This is a genomic window from Georgenia daeguensis, assembly GCF_039537705.1.
GTDB lineage: Bacteria > Actinomycetota > Actinomycetes > Actinomycetales > Actinomycetaceae > Georgenia > Georgenia daeguensis.
This window is the reverse complement of sequence record NZ_BAABBA010000011.1, coordinates 97430-115458: the sequence shown is the minus strand read 5'-3', so window position 1 is coordinate 115458 and position 18029 is coordinate 97430. Positions and strand designations below refer to the sequence as shown.

Genomic DNA, 18029 nt, shown 5'->3' with positions numbered 1-18029 from the left:
GGTCCTACGCCGTCTCGCTCCCGTGCCGGGCCTCCTGCGCGCCGAGCGCCGCCCGGGCGTGGTCCCGCTCCTCGCGCTCGTGCTGGGCGGACCGTTCACGGGGTCCCTCCACCACGAGGTGAGGCCGGTTGCGCAGCGAGTAGTGCACGGTCACGTGCCAGGACCGCTTCGCCCACAGCGCAGCGACGACGGCGACCATCACCGACGCGATCGCCCCCACCCCCACGGACCACCGGGGGCCCCACGCCTCGGCCACCCAGCCCACGATCGGCGAGCCGATCGGCGTCGTCCCCAGGAAGACCATCATGTACAGGCTCATCACCCGGCCGCGCATGGCGGGCTCGGTGGACATCTGCACCGTGGTGTTCGCCGCCGTCATCATCGTCAGGGAGAAGAACCCGACCGGGATGCACAGCAGGGCGTACAGCTCGTAGGTCGGCACGAGCGCCTGGACGCCCGTCGTGACGCCGAACGCCAGCGCTGCCGCGATCACCAGCCCCACCCGCGGGTTCTTCCGCCGGGCCGCCATCAGCGCGCCGGTGAGCGAGCCGATCGCCAGGATAGAGCCGAGGACCCCGTACTGCCCCGCGCCGAGGCCGAACTCCTCACGTGCCATGACCGCAGAGGTCAGCTGGAAGTTCAGGCCGAACGCCCCCACCACGCCGACCACCACGAGGATGGTCAGGATGTCGGAGCGACGGCGGACGTACTCGATGCCCTCGCGCACCTGTCCCTTCCCCCGCCGGGTGTGCGGCATCGGGTGCAGCTCCCGGGTGCGCATGAGGGTGAGGGAGAAGATCGTCGCCCCGAACGAGACGGCGTTGATGACGAAGACCCAGCCCGGCCCGACCGCGGCGATGAGCAGGCCGGCCACACCCGGCCCGATGAGCCGGGCGGCGTTGAAGGAGGTGGAGTTCAGCCCGACGGCGTTCGGCAGGTCGGCGGCGGGGACCATCTCGGCCACGAAGGTCTGGCGCACGGGCGAGTCCAGCGCCGCCGCCACGCCCAGCAGGAACGCGAAGATGTAGACGTGCCACAGCTGTGCGGCGTCGGCGAGGACCAGCGCGCCCAGGGCGGCGGCGAGCACGCCCATCGACCCCTGGGTGGCGATGAGCATCTTGCGCCGGTTCAGGCGGTCGGCGAGCAGCCCGGCGTACGGGCTGAGCAGGAGCATCGGCAGGAACTGCAGGCCGGTGACGATGCCGACGTCCACCCCTGACCCGTTGGGGAGGATGGCCAGCACGAGCCAGTCCTGGGCGACGCGCTGCATCCACGTGCCGATGTTGGCGACCAGGGCGCCGACGAACCACAGCCGGTAGTTGAAGTACCGGAGGGAGTAGAAGGTGCGACTCATTCCTCCACCATCCTTCGCAGAATCGTGGCGGCCTCTCCCACCACCTGCCGCTCGGCGGGGGTGAGCTTGGCCAGGCGCTTGTCGAGCCAGGCGTTGCGGCGCCGCTTGATCTCCTTGACCAGCTCGTTGCCGGCGTCGGTCGTGGTCACGACGACGCAGCGCCTGTCGGCCGGGTCGCTGCCGCGGGTGACCAGGCCGCGTTCCTCCAGGGAGGCGATCGTGCGCGTCATGGAGGGCCGCTGGACGTGGTCGTGCTCGGCAAGCTTGCCGGCCGTCATCGGGCCGAGGTGGTAGAGCGCCGACAGCACGGAGTGCTGCGCCTCGGTGACCTCGAGTGTCGACTCCGTGCGCAGCCGGCGCGAGAGTCGCAGCACGGCGATGCGCAGGTTCGTCGCCAGATCGGGGCGACGGTCGGGGCGGAGGTTCGGCGCGGTGTTGTTCATACGATCAGTTACTCTAAGTCATTAGCAATGCTAATTACCAGTCCTAACCGGGTGAGATCGCGCACCCGCCCCTCGCTTCCGGGTGGATACTCGGGTGAGCAGGACCCGTCGGGCCTCTGCACCCGACGGTCCGGCGGAGAGGAGAGCGCGATGGCACCGCCCCGCCGCTCCCCCGAGCGACCGAGCCGGAACGACGTGCTCTGGGTCGTCGTCGCCGTCGTCTTCCTGCTGGTCGCGGCGGCGCTGACAGTCGTGATCCTGCGGGACGCCCGGCCCTCCGGCGGCCTCGGTGGGGACAGCGGCTCCGTGACGACGGCGCAGCTCGTCGGCGCCCGGGACGCCTGACCCCTTCCGCAGCCCGCCACCCGGCGGAAGGGGCGGAGGCGGCCTCGAACGCGGCCGCCTTCCACCGCGACGGAGAGCGTGGCGCCCGAGGACGCCCTCGCACGAACCGCGGAGAGCACCTCGCCCGACGCAGCTACCCAGGCGCCCGCCCGGCCCGGCGTGGTGCCGGTGGCCAGCAGATCGCGTCATGCGCAAAACAATGCCCCGTGGCGCACCACCCAGCTGGCGACCGAGCGAGGGCGGCAGATTATGGCCGGGACAACTCTGAGACGGGAAGGGCCTTGCCGTTTTACGCAAAACCCAGTTCAGTGACCCGCACTACTACGTGAGAGGGACCGACGATGACCCCCAGGACGCGGCGAGCGACGCAGGCCGATGTCGCACGTCTTGCCGGCGTCAGCCAGACGACGGTGTCGATGGTGCTCACCGGCACCGGCACTGCGCAGCGCCGCGTGAGCCAGGAGGTGCGTGACCGCGTCCTCCGGGCGATCGAGGTCACCGGCTACGCAGCGAATCCCTTCGCGCAACGGCTAGCGGGAGGGCGGGCGTCGATCGTGGGGGTCTACACCTACGAGTCGGTGTTCCCCCACGACGCCAGCGACTTCTACCACCCGTTCCTCGAAGGCGTGGAGAACGAGGCGGAACGCACCGGCGTGGACCTGCTGATGTTCACGTCCATGTCCGGGTCCTCCGCCGCGCCGGGCGCGGGGCGACCGCTGCTCACCTCCGGCGGTGTCGGCCGCCTGCGCGTGGCTGACGGCTGCGTGCTTCTCGGCCGGCACAGCCACCAGGAGGACCTCGCCGAGCTGCTGCGCCAGGACTTCCCGTTCGCGATGGTCGGGCGCCGGGAGACCCCGGGCGGCCGGGTGCCGTACGCAGGTGCCGCCTACGACGTCGCCACCGCCGAGCTGGTGGAACTCCTGCTCTCGAGCGGGCACCGCCGCATCGCACTGATCAACGAGTTCGTCGGCCACGAGTCCATCGAGGACCGCGCCCGCGGCTACCGCCGCGCGATGGTGCGTGCCGGCCTGCAGCCGGTCACCTTCGACGAACCTGACCTCAGCTCCGGCGAGCTGCTCGACGCCCTGCGCGCAGGCGGCGTCACCGCCGCCGTCGTCTCCTCCGACCTCGCGGCGCCTCTGCGTCGCGCCGCCCTCGCGAGGGGCCTGACCATCCCGGGTGACCTGTCGATCGCCAGACTCGGCGACCCCGAGCACGCCGAGCCCGAGGAGATCGACTGGACGGGATTCCTCATCCCCCGGCGACAGATGGGCGCCGAGGCGCTGCGCATCGTCCTGCGACAGCTGACGCCCCTCGAGGGGGACGACGACCTGCAGGTCCAGATCCCCTGCACGGTGGTCACCGGCTCCACCGTGGCGCCCTATCACCAGGCGGCCGGTCAACCGCCGGCACCACACTCTTCGGCCGACCGGCCGGCACCCAGCGGAAAGGCATGAGCGTGCAGGAAGCACACACCCAGGTCCTCGTCGTCGGCGGCGGGCTCGGCGGCGTCGCCGCTGCGCTGGCCGCGGCCCGGCACGGCGCCTCGGTCATCCTCACCGAGGAGTTCGACTGGCTCGGCGGGCAGCTGACGTCCCAGGCGGTCCCCCCGGACGAGCACCCCTGGATCGAGGACTTCGGCTGCACGGCCAGCTACCGACAGCTCCGGGACGGCATCAGGGACTACTACCGGCGCAACTACCCGCTCACGGAGGCCGCGGCGGCGAAGCGGGATCTCAACCCGGGCGCCGGCTGGGTGAGCAAGCTCTGCACCGAGCCCCGCGTCGGCGTCGCCGTCATCGACGAGATGCTCGCCCCCTTCCGCTCGGGCGGGCGGATCCGCGTCCTCCAGCCCGTCCGACCGATAGACGCCACGACCGAGGACGGCACCGTCCGCGCCGTCGTCCTCGAGGACGTCCGCAGCGGCGAACGGACCACTGTCACCGCCGACTACGTCATCGACGCGACCGAGACCGGCGACCTGCTCCCGCTGACCGGCACGGACTACGTCACCGGCTTCGAGTCGGCCGCCGAGACCGGCGAGCCCAGCGCCCCGCCCGAGGCGCAGCCGGACAACATCCAGGCGGTCAGCGTGTGCTTCGCCGTCGAGCACGTCGAGGGCGACCACACCATCGACCGGCCCGAGCAGTACGACTACTGGCGGGGCGTCGCACCCGACTTCTGGGGCGGCAACCTCGTCAGCTGGAAGGCGCCTCACCCGCGCACGCTGGAGATCGTCGAGCGGGTCTTCGAGCCGAACCCCGGCGACGACGCCCTCGCGGTCGTCGCCGACCAGAGCCTCAACCCCGGCGACGGCAACCTGTGGACCTTCCGCCGCATCGCGGCCAGGGACCTGTTCGAGCCCGGCACCTACGCCAGCGACATCACCCTCGTGAACTGGCCGAGCATCGACTACTTCGACGAGAAGGTCATCGACGTCCCCCACGACGTCGCGGCCGCGCGCCTCCATGACGCCAAGCAGCTCAGCCTCTCGATGCTCTACTGGATGCAGACCGAGGCGCCCCGCCCCGACGGCGGCACCGGCTGGCCTGGGCTGCGTCTGCGACCGGACGTGATGGGCACCGCCGACGGCCTCGCCATGGCGCCCTACCACCGCGAGGGCCGACGCATCCGTGCGCTGGAGACCATCCGGGAGCAGGACGTCTCCCTCGCCGCCAACGGCGAGAACGGCGCGCGCCGCTACACCGACAGCGTCGGCGTCGGCATGTACCGCATCGACCTGCACCCCTCGACCGGCGGCGACAACTACATCGACGTCGGCGCGGAGCCCTTCGAGATCCCGCTCGGCGCCCTCATCCCCCGGTCCACGTCCAACCTGCTGGCCGGGTGCAAGAACATCGGCACCACGCACATCACGAACGGCTGCTACCGCCTGCACCCCGTGGAGTGGAACGTCGGCGAGGTCGCCGGCGTGCTCGCCGCCGAGTGCCTCAGGACCGGCACCACACCGCACCAGGTGCACGCCGACCCCACGCTCGTCGCCGACCTGCAGTCCGCCCTCGTCGCCGACGGCGTCGAGCTGCACTGGCCGGACGGCGTCTATGGCTACTGACGCCACCGACCCCCGCAAGTCCCCGCGCTCAGCCGGCCGCGCCGCGGCCGGACGCACCCCCCGAAGAGGAGTCTCCATGGTTCACCGCAGATCCGTCCCAGCCCTCGCCCTGCTCCTGCTCGGGGCCGGCACGCTCGCCGCCTGCTCCGGCGGAGGCTCCGACGACGCCTCCGCCGAGCCGGCCGCCGACGGTCCCGTCGACCTGCGCATGACGGTCTGGACGGCCGACGAGTCCCAGCTCGCCCTGTTCGACGAGATCGCGGCCGAGTACGTCGAGGAGAACCCCGACCTCGTCTCCTCGGTGACCTTCGAGCCCGTCCCGTTCGAGGACTACACCACCACCCTGACGACGCAGCTGGCCGGCGGCAACACCCCGGACCTGGCCTGGATCTTCGAGTCCAACGCCCCCGAGTTCGTCTCCTCCGGCGCGCTGGCCGACATCAAGCCGGCCCTCGAGGGCACCGACGGCTACGAGTTCGACGACATCCTTCCCACGGCGCTGGACCTGTGGTCCGCCGAGGACGGGCTGTACGCCTACCCGTTCTCCAACTCCCCCTTCGTCATGTTCGTCAACACCGACCGCATCGCCGAGTCCGGCCAGCCGAACCCGGCCGACCTCGTCGCCGACGGCGGGTGGAACTACGACGCCGCCCGCGACATCGCCGCCGCCTCCACCGAGAAGCTGGGCGGGTCCGGCCTGATCGTCCGCGACTTCAACTACAGCATCTGGGAGAACCTCGCCACGATCTGGGGCGGCTGGGGCGCCGCCCCCTGGTCGGAGGACGGCACGCAGTGCACGTTCACCGAGCCGGAGATGGTCGAGGCGATGACCTGGATCCACGACGCCACGTTCGGCGACGGCGCCATCCCCGGCCCGGGCACCAGCGCCGACTTCTTCGCCGGCGACGTCACCATGACCATCACCCAGATCTCCCGCGCCTCCTCCCTCGACGGCAGCTTCCAGTGGGACGTCGTCCCGCTCCCCGAGGGACCCGCGGGCAAGCAGAACATCATCGGGCAGGCGGGCATCGGCGTCTTCGAGAACGGCGACAACCCGGAGATCGCCGCCGACTTCCTCGCACACTTCACGTCCCCGGAGAGCGCGGAGAAGCTGGCCACCTACTTCCCGCCGCCGCGCGAGTCGCTGCTCAACGCCGAGACCCTCGGCACCGCCAACCCGCTGCTGAGCGAGGAGCAGCTGGAGTCCGTCGTCGTCGAGGGCATCACGGACGCCACCACGAAGCCCGCGCACGCGAACTTCGCCCAGCTGCAGACCACGGTCCGCGGTGAGCTGGACGCGCTGTGGACCGAGGGCGCCGACGTCGAGGCCGTCCTCAACGACGTGTGCGCCGCGGCCGAGCCGCTGCTGCAGGACTGATCGATGGCGGTCCTGGCCACCAGCCCCCGGGCGGACCGGCGTGAGCGCCGGTCCGCCTGGCGGCGCCGCGACGCCGCGACGGGCTACCTCTTCGCGGCCCCCGCGGTGCTCGGTTCCCTCGCCTTCGTCATCGCGCCGCTGATCGCGGTGATCTGGTACAGCCTCCACGAGTGGAACGTCCTGGCCGCGACGTTCACCTTCGAGGGCGCGGCGAACTACGAGCGCATGCTGGCCGACGAGGCGTTGCACGACTCGCTCGTCGCGAGCGCGTGGTTCTCGCTCGGCCTGGTGATCCTGAACATCTCGCTGGCGCTCGCGCTGGCCGTGCTGCTGAACCAGAAGCTGCCGGGCACCACGGTCTTCCGTGTGGCGTTCTTCTCCCCCGTGGTCGTCTCCCTCGTGGCGTGGACGATCGTCTGGGGCTTCCTCCTCCAGGTCGACGGCGGCATCAACTCGTTCCTCGCCGGCCTGGGCCTCGACGGCCCGAACTGGCTGCGCAACAACGTCACGGCGATGGTCGCCGTCGTCGTGGTCCAGGTCTTCAAGAACGTGGGCCTGAACATGATCCTGTTCCTCTCCGCCCTGCAGGGGGTGCCGGAGGAGATCCAGGAGGCGGCCAAGCTCGACGGCGCGGGCGCGTGGCGCCGGTTCTGGTCCATCACCATGCCGATGATCAGCCCGACGATCCTGCTGGTCTCGATCCTCACGGTGGTGGGCTCGCTCGAGACCTTCGCCCTCATCGACGTCCTCACCCAGGGCGGCCCCGGGAACTCGACCACCGTGCTCGTGTACTACCTCTACCGCCAGGCGTTCGAGTTCAACGAGTTCGGCTACGCCAGCGCCATCGCGGTGCTGCTGTTCGCCATCGTCCTCGCCCTGACGCTCGTGCAGTGGCAGACCAGAAAGCGGTGGGTGTTCCATGAGGTCTGACCAGCTGCCGGCCCCGGCCGCCACGACGGCGGAGCGCCAGGCCTCCCCCACGACGGCGCCCGCCCCCGCGCCGCGCCGTCGCCGGACGCGCCGCCCCGCGCTGGCCCGGTGGGGGCTCGTCCTGCTCATGGCGGTCCTGGCGGTGCCGTTCGTCTTCCCCACCTGGTGGATGGCGACGTCGTCGATGAAGACCACCAGCGAGATCCTGCGGGTCCCGCCGACCATCTGGCCGGACGCGCCGTCGCTCGAGCCGTACGCGCAGGTCTTCACGCTGCAGCCCTTTGCCCAGCAGTACTGGAACTCGCTGTACATCGCGGCCCTGGTCACGGTCGGCACGATCTTCGTGGCGTCCCTGGCCGGCTACGCCTTCGCGCGGATCCAGTTCCCGGGCGCGAACCTGCTGTTCATCGTGGTCCTCGTGGGGCTGCTGATCCCGTCGGAGGTGACCATCGTGCCGCTCTTCCGCATGGTCAACTCGCTGGGGCTGATCGACACGCACTGGCCGCTGATCGTCATCCCGATCCTGGGCGCGCCGAGCGTGCTGGCCACGTTCATCATGAGGCAGTTCTTCCTCGGGCTCCCCCACGAGCTCGAGGAGGCGGGCCGCATGGACGGGCTCACCCGGTGGGGCATCTTCTGGAAGATCGCCTTCCCGCTGGCCCGGCCGGCCGTCGCCGCCGTCGCCATCTTCACGTTCCTGAAGTCGTGGAACATGTACCTCGAGCCGATCGTCTACCTCTCCAGCCGCGAGAACTTCACCCTCCCCCAGGCACTGACGCAGTACGTCGACGCCTACGGCGGCCCGATCTGGAACGTCCAGCTCGCGGCGACCACCCTGACGGTGATCCCCGTGCTCGTGGTGTTCGTGTTCGCTCAGCGCCAGTTCATCCAGGGTCTCGCGCAGACCGGGCTGAAGGGGTGATGCGAAGAACCGCACCCGCGCCGGCCTCGTGAGCGACGATCCCGCTCACCGCCCTTCTCTCCGCCCCCTCCGCGGACCACCCGCCACCCGACACCGAGCACAGCCGGCGCCGAGCGGGCGCCCGCGTGCCCGGGGACAGGAGACCCGCATGCGCACCATCGCTGCACTGCTCGGGGCCGCCGGCCTCGTGACCACCTCCCTCGCGGGCGTCGCGCCCGACGCCGGCGCCCTGCCGCCCCAGGCCGGACCCCCACCCTCGCTGGGGCAGATCGCTGTCGTCCCGCTGGACGACAGGCCCTTCCCCGCCGTCACCCCGGTGGAGATCGCCGCCGCGGGCGGCCACACCGCCCTGACCCCGCAGACCGACCTGCTCGGGGAGTTCTTTACGTACGGCGACGCCGACGCGGTCGGCGAGTGGTGGTCGACGACGGCGGCCGAGGCGGACGCCTCCGTCGTCGCCCTCCCGATGCTGGCCTACGGGGGCCTGGTGGCCTCCCGCACCTGCGCGACCGACCTCGGCACGGCCCGCGAGCGCCTCGAGGTCCTGGAGGACGTCAAGGCCGCCGACCCGGAGCACCCGGTGTACGCGTTCGACGTCATCCAGCGCCTGACCATCGAACCCACCAGCGGGTACCCGGGCATGTACTCCGGCCCCGTTCGCCGGTGGGCCGAGCTCATGGACCAGGTGGAGAACCTCGGCCGCGAGGACCTGCGGCCGGCGTACGAGGAGGTCGCCGCCGAGATCCCGCAGGAGATCAAGGACGACTACCTCTGCGCCCGTGCGCGCAACCACCAGATCAACCAGGACATGGTCCGCGCCGCCGCCGCGGGAACGATCGACTTCCTCGTCCTCGGCCAGGACGACGCCAGCGCGTTCGGCCCCCACCGTGCGGAGAAGGAGGCGCTCGTCGCGCTCGTCGCCGAGCTCGGCGTCGGCGACCGGGTCAAGATCTACCCCGGTGCGGACGTGCTCGGGGCGTTACTGACCGCCAAGCACGTCGTCGAGCGCCTGGACGTCACGCCGACGGTCGACGTGGAGTGGTCACGCACCCCTGGAGACGACTGGGTGGCGCCGTACCAGGACATCCCGTACGGCCAGCTGGTCGACGAGTACATCACCACGCTGGGCGCGGAGCGGTCGGACGCGCCTGACGCTGACGTCCTGCTGCTGGCCAACACCTCCGGTGCCGGCTCCCTCGAGCCGTTCGTCGACCGCGCGCACGAGGCCGTCGCCCACGGACGCCTGGTCGCGATCGGCGACGACGCCGTGGCCGGCGTGGTCGACCCCGAGCTGCGCGACCTGCTCGCGCCGCGGATCGACCTGGCCGAGCTCGGCGCCTGGTCGGGCTGGAACGTGGGCATCTCGCTCTCGCAGTCGGTGGTCCGCGCGGCACTGCTCGAGGCCAGCCGGCAGGCACCGCTGCTCGCCGGTAGCGCCGACACCAACGGCGCACCGGTGCTCGGCGCGCGACGGGCTCTGCTCACCTCGGCGGCCGAGGCCCACCAACGGCTGCTCTTCGAGGAGCTGGTCCACACCGACCTCTACCGCAACCACGTGCGCACCGCGGTGCGGGACTACGCCGTCGCCGAGGGGGACGACCCGCAGCACATGACGACCGCGCTCGACGGCGCCAACACCCTGGCCGTCACCCGCACCGAGCCGCTCGCACGCGAGCTGTTCGCCGAGGAGTTTGCCGGGGTGCCCATGCGGCTGGGCGACGACGGCCGCGGCGAGCGCACCGCCGTCGTCTCCTCGCTCGACTCTCTCGAGCTGTCCCTCGGCTGGCCTCGCTACCAGGAGCTGGACGTCTTCCCCGGGATCACCGTCGTCGACGAGCCGCCCGCCGCCCCTGTCTCCGTGGCGCTTCTGCCCTGGGCCACCGACGTCCGGCCGGAGGCCGCCGTCACCCTCGACCTCACGGCCGTGCTGCGAAACGACACGGCGGGGCCGGCCGGGGTCACCCTCGCCGTGCGCGCCCCCGAGGGTTGGGTGACGCCGGAGCCGCTCGCGGTCTCGCTCGCTCCCTTCGAGGTACGCGACGTCAAGCTCACGGTGACGACGGCGGCTCTGGCCCCGGAGGCGTCCGGCACCGTCGCGGCGGTGGTCACCTCGGCCGACGGCACGAGCGTCGAGGCTGCCAGCACCGTCACCGCCGCGTGGCGCAATGTGGCCCTGGCGTCCTCCGGAGCCACCGTCCGGGCGTCGGGCTGGTGGAGCCAGTACGCACCGGAGCGGGCGATCGACGGGAACACCACCAGCGCCGCCAGCCGGTGGATCACCGACCCCGCGGCGGCGCACTGGCTCGAGGTCGCCTTCGCCAGGCCCGAGCCGGTGGACACCGTCCAGCTGCACCAGTACGGCGGCTATCTCCTCGAGGACTACACCGTCTCGGCCCTCGTGGACGGGGAGTGGCGCGTGGTCGGTGAGGTGGTCGCGAACACGGAGGTCGCACCCCTGCACCGTTTCGACGCCGTGGAGGCGACCGCCCTGCGCCTCGACGTCACCGGGAGCCGGGACGACCGCGTCCGCCTCTACGAGGTCGAGGTGACCTGCCGCGCCAGCACGCTCTGCGACTGACCTCTCCCCCGGTGCGCCGCCGGAGCGGCGCACCGGGGCCCTCGTCAACCACGAGCCAGCCCCTCCCCAGAAGAGAAGGAACTCCTCGATGAGCGAGCCAAGAACGTCGATCTCCCGGAGCCTCACGCTCCTCGCATCCGCCTGCCTCGCGCTGCCCGCGACGGCTGCCGCCGCGGCCCCACCGCCGGACGACGGCGCCGAGCTGGCGCTCGTCCCGCTGGACGACCGCCCCGCGAACCTGTACTTCCCGACGATGACGGCGGCCTCGGCCGGCGTCGAGACGGTCTTCCCGCCGTCAGACCTCATCGGGACGTTCACCACGCCCGGTGATGGTGACGCCGTCGGCGACTGGCTGCTGGAGCAGGAGGACGCCGACGGGTACGTCGTCTCCGTCAGCATGCTCGCGTACGGCGGGCTGATCGCCTCACGGACGGGGACCGCCGCCACGGAGGCGGAGGCGCGCGAGCGCGTCGCGGTGCTGCGCGAGCTGCGTGCGGAGAACCCTGGCACGCCGATCTTCGTCTACGACACGATCCAGCGGCTCGCGCTCTCCGCGCTCGGGGAGAACGCCGAGCTCTACTACACGCTCATCCAGCGCTGGGCGATCCTCACGGACCGCGTGGAGAACCTCGGCCACGAGGAGCTACGCGCGGAGCTGGACTCGGTGCGCGCACAGATCCCGGACGAGATCCTCGAGGACTACCTCGCCGCCCGGGAACGCAACCACCAGATCAACCGGCTGCTGATCGAGTGGGCGGCGGACGGCGTCGTCGACCACCTCATCCTCGCCCAGGACGACGCCGCCCCCTACGGTCTGCACCGCGCCGAGCGGGAGGAGCTCAAGACCCTCGTCGCCGAACTCGGTGTCGAGGGCCGCGTCCAGATCTTCCCCGGAGCCGACGAGGTGGACGCGACGCTGGTCAGCCGGTTCGTGCAGGAGCGCAACGGCACCCGGCCGACCGTGGCGGTGGAGTACTCGGGCATCGACGGGTCCCGGTGGACGGCCCCGTTCGAGGACACCACGTCCGACGAGAACATCGAGCGGCACGTCCTCGCGGCGGGCGGCGCGATGGCGACGGCGGCGCCGGACATCCACCTGCTCGTCAACACGCCGTCGGCCTCCGCCGGCGAGCGCGCGGCCGACCTGGACTCCTTCGTCGCGCGGATCGACGAGCTGGAGGAGCGCGGCGAGGACGTGATCGTCCTCGACGCCGTGGAGGTCAACCGCGCCGACCACGCCCTCATCGAGCGGTTGGAGGCGCAGGTCGACCTGCCCGGGCTGCTCTCCTACTCCGGCTGGAACACCGCGGGCAACGCGCTCGGGATCTCCACCGGTCACGGGTTCGCGCGATGGTCCTACCTTGCGAGCGGTACCCGCGGCTCCGGTGTGCCCGCGGCGCTCGACCCCGCCCAGGCGCACGCGAGCTACCTGCTGCACCGGTTCGTGCTGGACGACCGCTGGAAGAACGACGTCCAGCCGGCCGCGTACGCGGAGGCGCGGTCGCAGGGCTGGAACGTCTTCGGGCTCGCGGAGGACCAGGCGGTGACGATGGAGGGCTTCGTCGCCGAGCGGCTCGCCCCGCTGACGGCGGACTTCCACGCGGACCACTTCGCCGGTCACGAGGTCGTCGTCGCACGCCGTGGCGCCCAGACCCATACCGCCACGATCGGCGAGCTCACGTCGACGCACATCGCGCTGCCGTGGCCGCGCCTGTTCGAGACGGAGCTCGAGCCCGAGGTCGCGCTGACCTGGCCCACCACGTCGGACCGGTAGTCCGCCCGCACGAAGGCCCCGACCACGCGGTCGGGGCCTTCCTCGTCGTCGGCGGTCATCCCGGCCACAACCTGCCATGTCCCTTTCCGGCCGCCCGGATCCGTAGCGCCTTGCCCTTTCATGGGAAGAAGATGACCAGCACCCGGGGGCCGGGGCGCGGCACGAACGGCCCCGCCAACCCCCGGGGCCAAACCGCCGAACCGCTCGGCGTCGTTCGACATCCTGGGGGAACCACGTGAAGAAGGCTGCATCCGCCGTCGCCCTGCTCGGCTCGCTCGCGCTCGGCGCGAGTCTCTCCGCGCCGGCGCTGGCCGGCGAGGGGCCGAGCTACGGCGGGAACGAGACGGTCAACACCTCGATCCTCGCCACGTACGACGAGCTGGTGACCTTCCTGAAGGACCAGGACGCCCGGCAGGACGCCATGACGCTCGAGGTGATCGGGCAGACCGTCAAGGGGCGCGACATCCACCTCGTGAAGTACCTGACCGACCCGGACAACCCGACGGTCCTGTACATCACCCAGCAGCACGGCAACGAGCAGCTCACCACCGAGGCGACGATGGAGTTCATCAGGTCGCTCGGCACCGGCAAGAACGCCGGCCTGCTCGAGGGCGTCAACATCCTCATCGTCCCGATGCTCAACGCCGACGGCGCGATGGGTGACGTCGACTTCTCCCTCGAGGACTACCTCGCCGCGGGCGACCGCCACCTCACCCGGTACAACGCCAACGAGATCGACCTGAACCGGGACCACGTGGCGCAGTCCCAGCCCGAGACCCAGGCGCTGCACTCGCGCGTGCTGGCCGCCCACGACATCGACTACGCCGTCGACCTGCACCACCAGGGCACCGACCGCGAGGCCGACGGCAGGCTCGTCTCGGGCGCGATCCTCTACCCCACCAGCCCCAACGTCGACCCCGCGGTGGTCGAGGACTCCAAGCGGCTCGGCGCCGTCGTCCACGACGCCGTCAACTCCTACGGCTGGGGCCACGTCGCCCAGTACGACGTCGGCGGCAGCGCAGACACGATCGCCCGGAACGGCCTGGCCTCGCAGTACGACATCGCCACGCTGCTCTTCGAGATGCGCGGCATGTCCGACCACGAGGACCCCTCGCGGGTGCTCGGCCAGAAGAGCAACGGCTACCTGATCCGCCAGACCGTCGTGACGCTCGAGGCCACCGCCCGCGCGATCGCCGACGGCTCCATCGAGAACGCCGACGTCGCGGTCTGGGACACCATGCCCGTCCAGCAGTCGCGCGACTGAGGACGACGGCGGAGCTGCCGTTCCCGTAAAGGCCCCGGTGCGCAACGGCGCGCACCGGGGCCTCGCCATTCGGGCAAAACACCCGTCCACCAGCCGGCCGCAGGAATCAGGACGGTGTTTTCCCACTTTTTGGTGCCGATTTCCAGGTCACCGGGCCCGGAGAGCCAGTTGAATAGGGCTCGAGCCGCCACGCCGTCGCTGTCGACGGCGCCGTCTCGACCCCCTACGTTGACCCCCAGCACCAGGAGCACGTTGATGCGCACCAAGATCGCCGCTGCCATCTGCGGCGTCGCCGCCACCCTCGCGATGGCCGCACCCGCCGCCGCCGAGGGCGAGACCACCACCTACCGGCTGGGCGGCGCGAACCGTTACGAGACCGCCGTCGCCATCTCACAGTGGGCGTTCGAGCCGGGCCCCGGCGAGGAGATCCCCGTCACCGTCGCCTCGGGCGTCGACTTCCCCGACGCCCTGGCCGCCGGCCCGCTGGCCGCGGCCGAGGTGGGCCCCCTGCTCCTCGTGCCCAAGGACGGCGTCCTCCCGGCGTCGGTGAAGAGCGAGCTGTCGCGGCTGGACCCGCTGTGGATCAACGTCGCCGGCGGCGCCGGCGCGGTGAGCAGCCTGGTGGAGAGCCAGCTCAAGGACTACGACGACGTCTACCGTCTTGCCGGACGGGACAGGTACGAGACGGCCACCGAGCTCGCCTTCGAGGCGGGCGGCATCGACACCACCGTGTTCATCGCCACCGGCGCCTCGTTCCCGGACGCGCTCGGCGGCTCCGCCGCAGCCGGCCGCCTGGGCGGCACCCTCATGCTCACCCGGAGCACCTCCCTGCCGGAGTCCACCGCCTCGCTCCTCAAGTACGGGCAGCCCACCAAGGTCGTCGTCCTTGGCGGCACCGGCGTGATCAGCAACTCGGTGATCAGCCAGATCAAGTCGATCGTCCCGGGCGCCACGGTCCAGCGGTGGGCGGGCAACGACCGCTACGCGACGACGGCGGCAATCTCCAAGAACACCTACCCGCAGGGCTCGGACGTCGTGTACCTCGCCTCGGGCGCGGACTACCCGGACGCCCTCGCCGGCGCCCCGATCGCCGCACTCGACGGCGGACCCCTGCTGCTCACGCGCAAGGAGTGCGTCCCCGCCGCCACCAAGCAGGAGATCGCCCGCCTCGGCGCCACCGACGTCGTCGTGCTCGGCGGCACGGGCGTGGTGAGCAACAACGCCGCCAACCTGAGGTCGTGCTGACCTGAAGTCGTACTGAGCAGGTAGAGCTTCGGGGGACCGGTTCGCCGGTCGGCTTCGCTCTCAGTGCAGCCGCGGACCCGAGCACTGTGCACGGCAGGATCGGCAGGACGCGGCGGCCACCGGCGGGCTACCGCCCGTCGGGAGGCAGAAGGGCCGGAGGCAGGTGCCTCCGGCCCTTTGCCGCGACCGCACCCCGGCACCGTCGTGCCGGAGGGCGTTCAGGGGCTCAGCCCACCGGCTCCAGCCGGCGGGCCCGCGCTCGAGCACGCGCGCCGTCGATCACGAGCACGAGCAACGACCCCCACACCAGCGCGAACCCCACCCACCGTGCGAGCGGCATGTCCTCGCGCAGCACCAGCACCGCGGAGACCAGCTGCAGCGCCGGGTTGAGGTACTGGAGGTTCCCCAGCAGGGACAGCGGCAGCCGGTTGGCGGCCGCCGCGAAGAGCAGCAGCGGGAACATCGTCACCGGGCCCGACAGCACCAGGAACAGGTCCGTGGCGTCGAGCCCGCCGACGGCGAAGGTGGCGGTCCCGGTCAACGACATCGTGACGATGACGACGGCGGCGAACGGCACGAGCAGCATCGACTCCACCGTCAGCCCGACGCTGGGGCTGACCCCGCGTCCGACCCGGTTCTTCACCAGGCTGTACAGACCGAACGCGATCGCGACCACGACCGAGATCCACGGGAACCTCCCGTACCCGACCGTGACCACCACGACCGCGACGGCCCCGACGCCGGCCGACACCCACTGCGCCGGTCGCAGGCGCTCCCGGTTGACCGTCACCGCGAGCAGGACCGTCACGAGCGGGCAGATGAAGTAGCCCAGCGCGACGTCCACGGCGCGGCTGGTCAGCGCACCGTAGGCGTAGAAGAACCACACGACGCCGATGAGCAGCGACGCCAGGGCGAGCAGGTTGCGGGAGCTCCGGTCGGCGAGCACCCGCAGCAGCTCTGTCCGCTGACGGGTGACGGCGACGATCACCAGCATCACCGTCGCGGCCCACACCACCCGGTGCGCGACGACCTCGAGGGCGTGGACGTCCCAGACCAGCAGGAGGTAGAGCGGGAAGAAGCCCCACGTGACGTAGCTGACGAGCGCCGCCGCCAGCCCGTCTCGCCGGTCCTTCGCCTCGATCGCGTCCATGCCGTCAGCGGGTCAGGACCGGTTCGGCCACCTTGAGGTCGAGCCGGTTCTGCGCCTGGGCCACGTGCCGCCCGGCGAGGCGCCCGGAGATCATCGCCCAGCCGATGTGCAGGCCGTGGTTGAGCAGCTGGAGCCCGCCCTGCCCGGTGGACCCGGCGGCCCACAGTCCGGGGACGACCTCCCCGTCCTCGGTGGTGACCCGCAGCTGGGTGTCCACCGCGAGACCGCCGTCGGCGAGGGTGACGTAGGCGTTCATCGGGCCGAGCGCGTAGAACGGCCCCTCGGTGATGCCGTCGCCGAGCCGCTCGCGGCCGAGCTCGGCGTCCGCGCCGGCACGCACCTGCTCGTTCCACCGCGCCACCGATGCCTTGAGCGCGGCGGGGTCGATCCCGAGGCTCTCCGCGAGCTCCTCGAGCGTGTCGGCCTGGTGGTAGACGTCCGGGCGGAACCGCTTGTAGTCCTGGACGTAGGCGTACGCCACGCCGGGGAAGGTCGAGACGGGGTTGGGCCAGGCGGAGAACTTCTTGGCGACCCGGGCGTCGAAGATCATGTAGCCCGTGTTGGCCTCCGTGGCCGCGACCGCGCGGGCCATGAGCTTGTCGGAGTCCTCGTTCGCCAGCCGCCGCCCGTCGGGGCCGACCAGGATCGCGCCCGCCGCGTACATGGTGTTGTTCGGGCCGATCCACGACGTCAGCGCCCCGCGGATCACGTAGGCGAGCAGGTTCTTCGGCAGCCGCTCGACCACCACCCGCATGAGCTTCGTCAGCCCGGGCACCGACGGCAGCATCTTGATCGGGTCGGGTCGGGTGGACGGAGCGAAGCGGAGCCCCTCGTACAGGCGGTCCATCTGCATCATGACCCCGCCGGCCTCGGTGCCCAGGTAGAACCCGTCACCGGTGTTGTTCGGGTTCACCGGCGGCACCTTGGCCGCGGCCTCGCCGACGTACTTCGCCTTCAGCTCGGTGGAGGCCGAGTAGTCCCCGGTGGCCAGGATGACACCGCGGCGGCCGAAGTAGTTCTGCCCGTTCGCGGAGGCGCCGATGATCTCGCCCGCCGCGTTGCGCAGCAGGTTGTCCACCCGCATCGAGGTGTAGATGGCCACCCCGCGCTTGCGGCACTCGCGCAGCAGCGCCTCGCGGTAGGCCTTGGAGTTCGGCAGCACGTTGTGCATGCGCGGCTTCTCGTACGGCGGCTCCGGCGTCGGGCCGAGGAACTGCACCCCGATGCTGGAGAGCCACTCCACGGTCGGCCCGGCGTTCTCCGCCAGGATGCGGCGCAGCTCCTTGTTCTCCCGGGCCTCGAACTCCCCGTTGGCGACCTTCATGTCCTCCACGAACAGGTCGATGCTGTCGTTCACCCCCGCCCGGTACTGGTAGGAGGTGTTCGCCGCGGTGAAGGAACCCACCGACATGGCGGTCGACCCGCCCACCTCCGCGCACTTCTCCAGGATGATGACCGAGGCCCCCGACGTCGCCGCCGAGATCGCGGCGCTCATGCCGGACCCGCCGCCGCCGATGACCAGAACATCTGCCGTGTAGATCATGTGACTTCCTCGTCCTCGTGATGGGTGGTG

14 protein-coding genes are annotated in these 18029 nt (G+C 71.3%); 10 read left to right on the top strand and 4 right to left on the bottom strand.

Translation table 11 applies throughout. From position 1 onward, the window contains the following. Window positions 1-4 precede the first annotated feature (4 nt). Both ABD774_RS12475 and ABD774_RS12470 read right to left on the bottom strand, forming a co-directional pair. Window positions 5-1354: an MFS transporter gene (locus ABD774_RS12475; protein ID WP_345041623.1), complete on the bottom strand. Its 1350-nt coding sequence runs from the start codon at window positions 1352-1354 to the stop codon at window positions 5-7. Further along, complete coding sequence (locus ABD774_RS12470) at window positions 1351-1797, bottom strand: MarR family winged helix-turn-helix transcriptional regulator (protein WP_345041620.1); 447 nt, start codon at window positions 1795-1797, stop codon at window positions 1351-1353. The genes ABD774_RS12475 and ABD774_RS12470 overlap by 4 nt, the downstream gene beginning before the upstream one ends. A gap of 150 nt (window positions 1798-1947) precedes the next feature. Here ABD774_RS12470 and ABD774_RS12465 point away from each other — a divergent pair, with 150 nt between their 5' ends. The 10 genes from ABD774_RS12465 to ABD774_RS12420 all read left to right on the top strand — a co-directional run bounded on the left by ABD774_RS12465 (window position 1948) and on the right by ABD774_RS12420 (window position 15306). After that, window positions 1948-2142 (top strand): hypothetical protein, encoded by a 195-nt coding sequence (locus ABD774_RS12465; protein WP_345041617.1) that lies wholly within the window; start codon window positions 1948-1950, stop codon window positions 2140-2142. A gap of 341 nt (window positions 2143-2483) precedes the next feature. Further along, a complete protein-coding gene (locus tag ABD774_RS12460; protein ID WP_345041615.1) occupies window positions 2484-3599 on the top strand; it encodes a LacI family DNA-binding transcriptional regulator in 1116 nt (371 codons plus the stop codon). Next, window positions 3596-5215: an FAD-dependent oxidoreductase gene (locus ABD774_RS12455; protein WP_345041613.1), complete on the top strand. Its 1620-nt coding sequence runs from the start codon at window positions 3596-3598 to the stop codon at window positions 5213-5215. Before ABD774_RS12460 ends, ABD774_RS12455 begins: the two co-directional genes overlap by 4 nt. A gap of 76 nt (window positions 5216-5291) precedes the next feature. Further along, the gene (locus tag ABD774_RS12450) at window positions 5292-6593 is read left to right on the top strand and encodes an ABC transporter substrate-binding protein (RefSeq protein ID WP_345041611.1); all 1302 of its coding nucleotides are present in this window, start codon (window positions 5292-5294) and stop codon (window positions 6591-6593) included. A 3-nt stretch (window positions 6594-6596) separates the two neighbouring features. Next, window positions 6597-7523 (top strand): carbohydrate ABC transporter permease, encoded by a 927-nt coding sequence (locus tag ABD774_RS12445; RefSeq protein WP_345041608.1) that lies wholly within the window; start codon window positions 6597-6599, stop codon window positions 7521-7523. A 127-nt stretch (window positions 7524-7650) separates the two neighbouring features. Further along, window positions 7651-8445 (top strand): carbohydrate ABC transporter permease, encoded by a 795-nt coding sequence (locus ABD774_RS12440; RefSeq protein ID WP_486327309.1) that lies wholly within the window; start codon window positions 7651-7653, stop codon window positions 8443-8445. Between the two features lie 148 nt (window positions 8446-8593). Beyond that, window positions 8594-11023 (top strand): DUF4127 family protein, encoded by a 2430-nt coding sequence (locus tag ABD774_RS12435; RefSeq protein ID WP_345041604.1) that lies wholly within the window; start codon window positions 8594-8596, stop codon window positions 11021-11023. Between the two features lie 88 nt (window positions 11024-11111). Next, window positions 11112-12797: a DUF4127 family protein gene (locus ABD774_RS12430; protein WP_345041601.1), complete on the top strand. Its 1686-nt coding sequence runs from the start codon at window positions 11112-11114 to the stop codon at window positions 12795-12797. Window positions 12798-13032: 235 nt separating this feature from the next. After that, window positions 13033-14061, top strand: a complete 1029-nt coding sequence (locus ABD774_RS12425; protein ID WP_345041599.1) for a M14 family zinc carboxypeptidase — start codon at window positions 13033-13035, stop codon at window positions 14059-14061. A 255-nt stretch (window positions 14062-14316) separates the two neighbouring features. Next, on the top strand, window positions 14317-15306 hold the full coding sequence (locus ABD774_RS12420) for a cell wall-binding repeat-containing protein (RefSeq protein WP_345041597.1): 990 nt from the start codon (window positions 14317-14319) through the stop codon (window positions 15304-15306). Between the two features lie 226 nt (window positions 15307-15532). Here the strand turns inward: ABD774_RS12420 and rarD are convergent, their stop codons facing one another. Both rarD and ABD774_RS12410 read right to left on the bottom strand, forming a co-directional pair. Continuing rightward, window positions 15533-16456 carry an EamA family transporter RarD gene (gene rarD / locus ABD774_RS12415; RefSeq protein ID WP_345041595.1) on the bottom strand — a complete coding sequence of 308 codons (924 nt, stop codon included), beginning with the start codon at window positions 16454-16456 and terminating at the stop codon, window positions 15533-15535. Window positions 16457-16460: 4 nt separating this feature from the next. Beyond that, window positions 16461-17999: an FAD-dependent oxidoreductase gene (locus ABD774_RS12410; RefSeq protein WP_345041592.1), complete on the bottom strand. Its 1539-nt coding sequence runs from the start codon at window positions 17997-17999 to the stop codon at window positions 16461-16463. Window positions 18000-18029 lie beyond the last annotated feature (30 nt).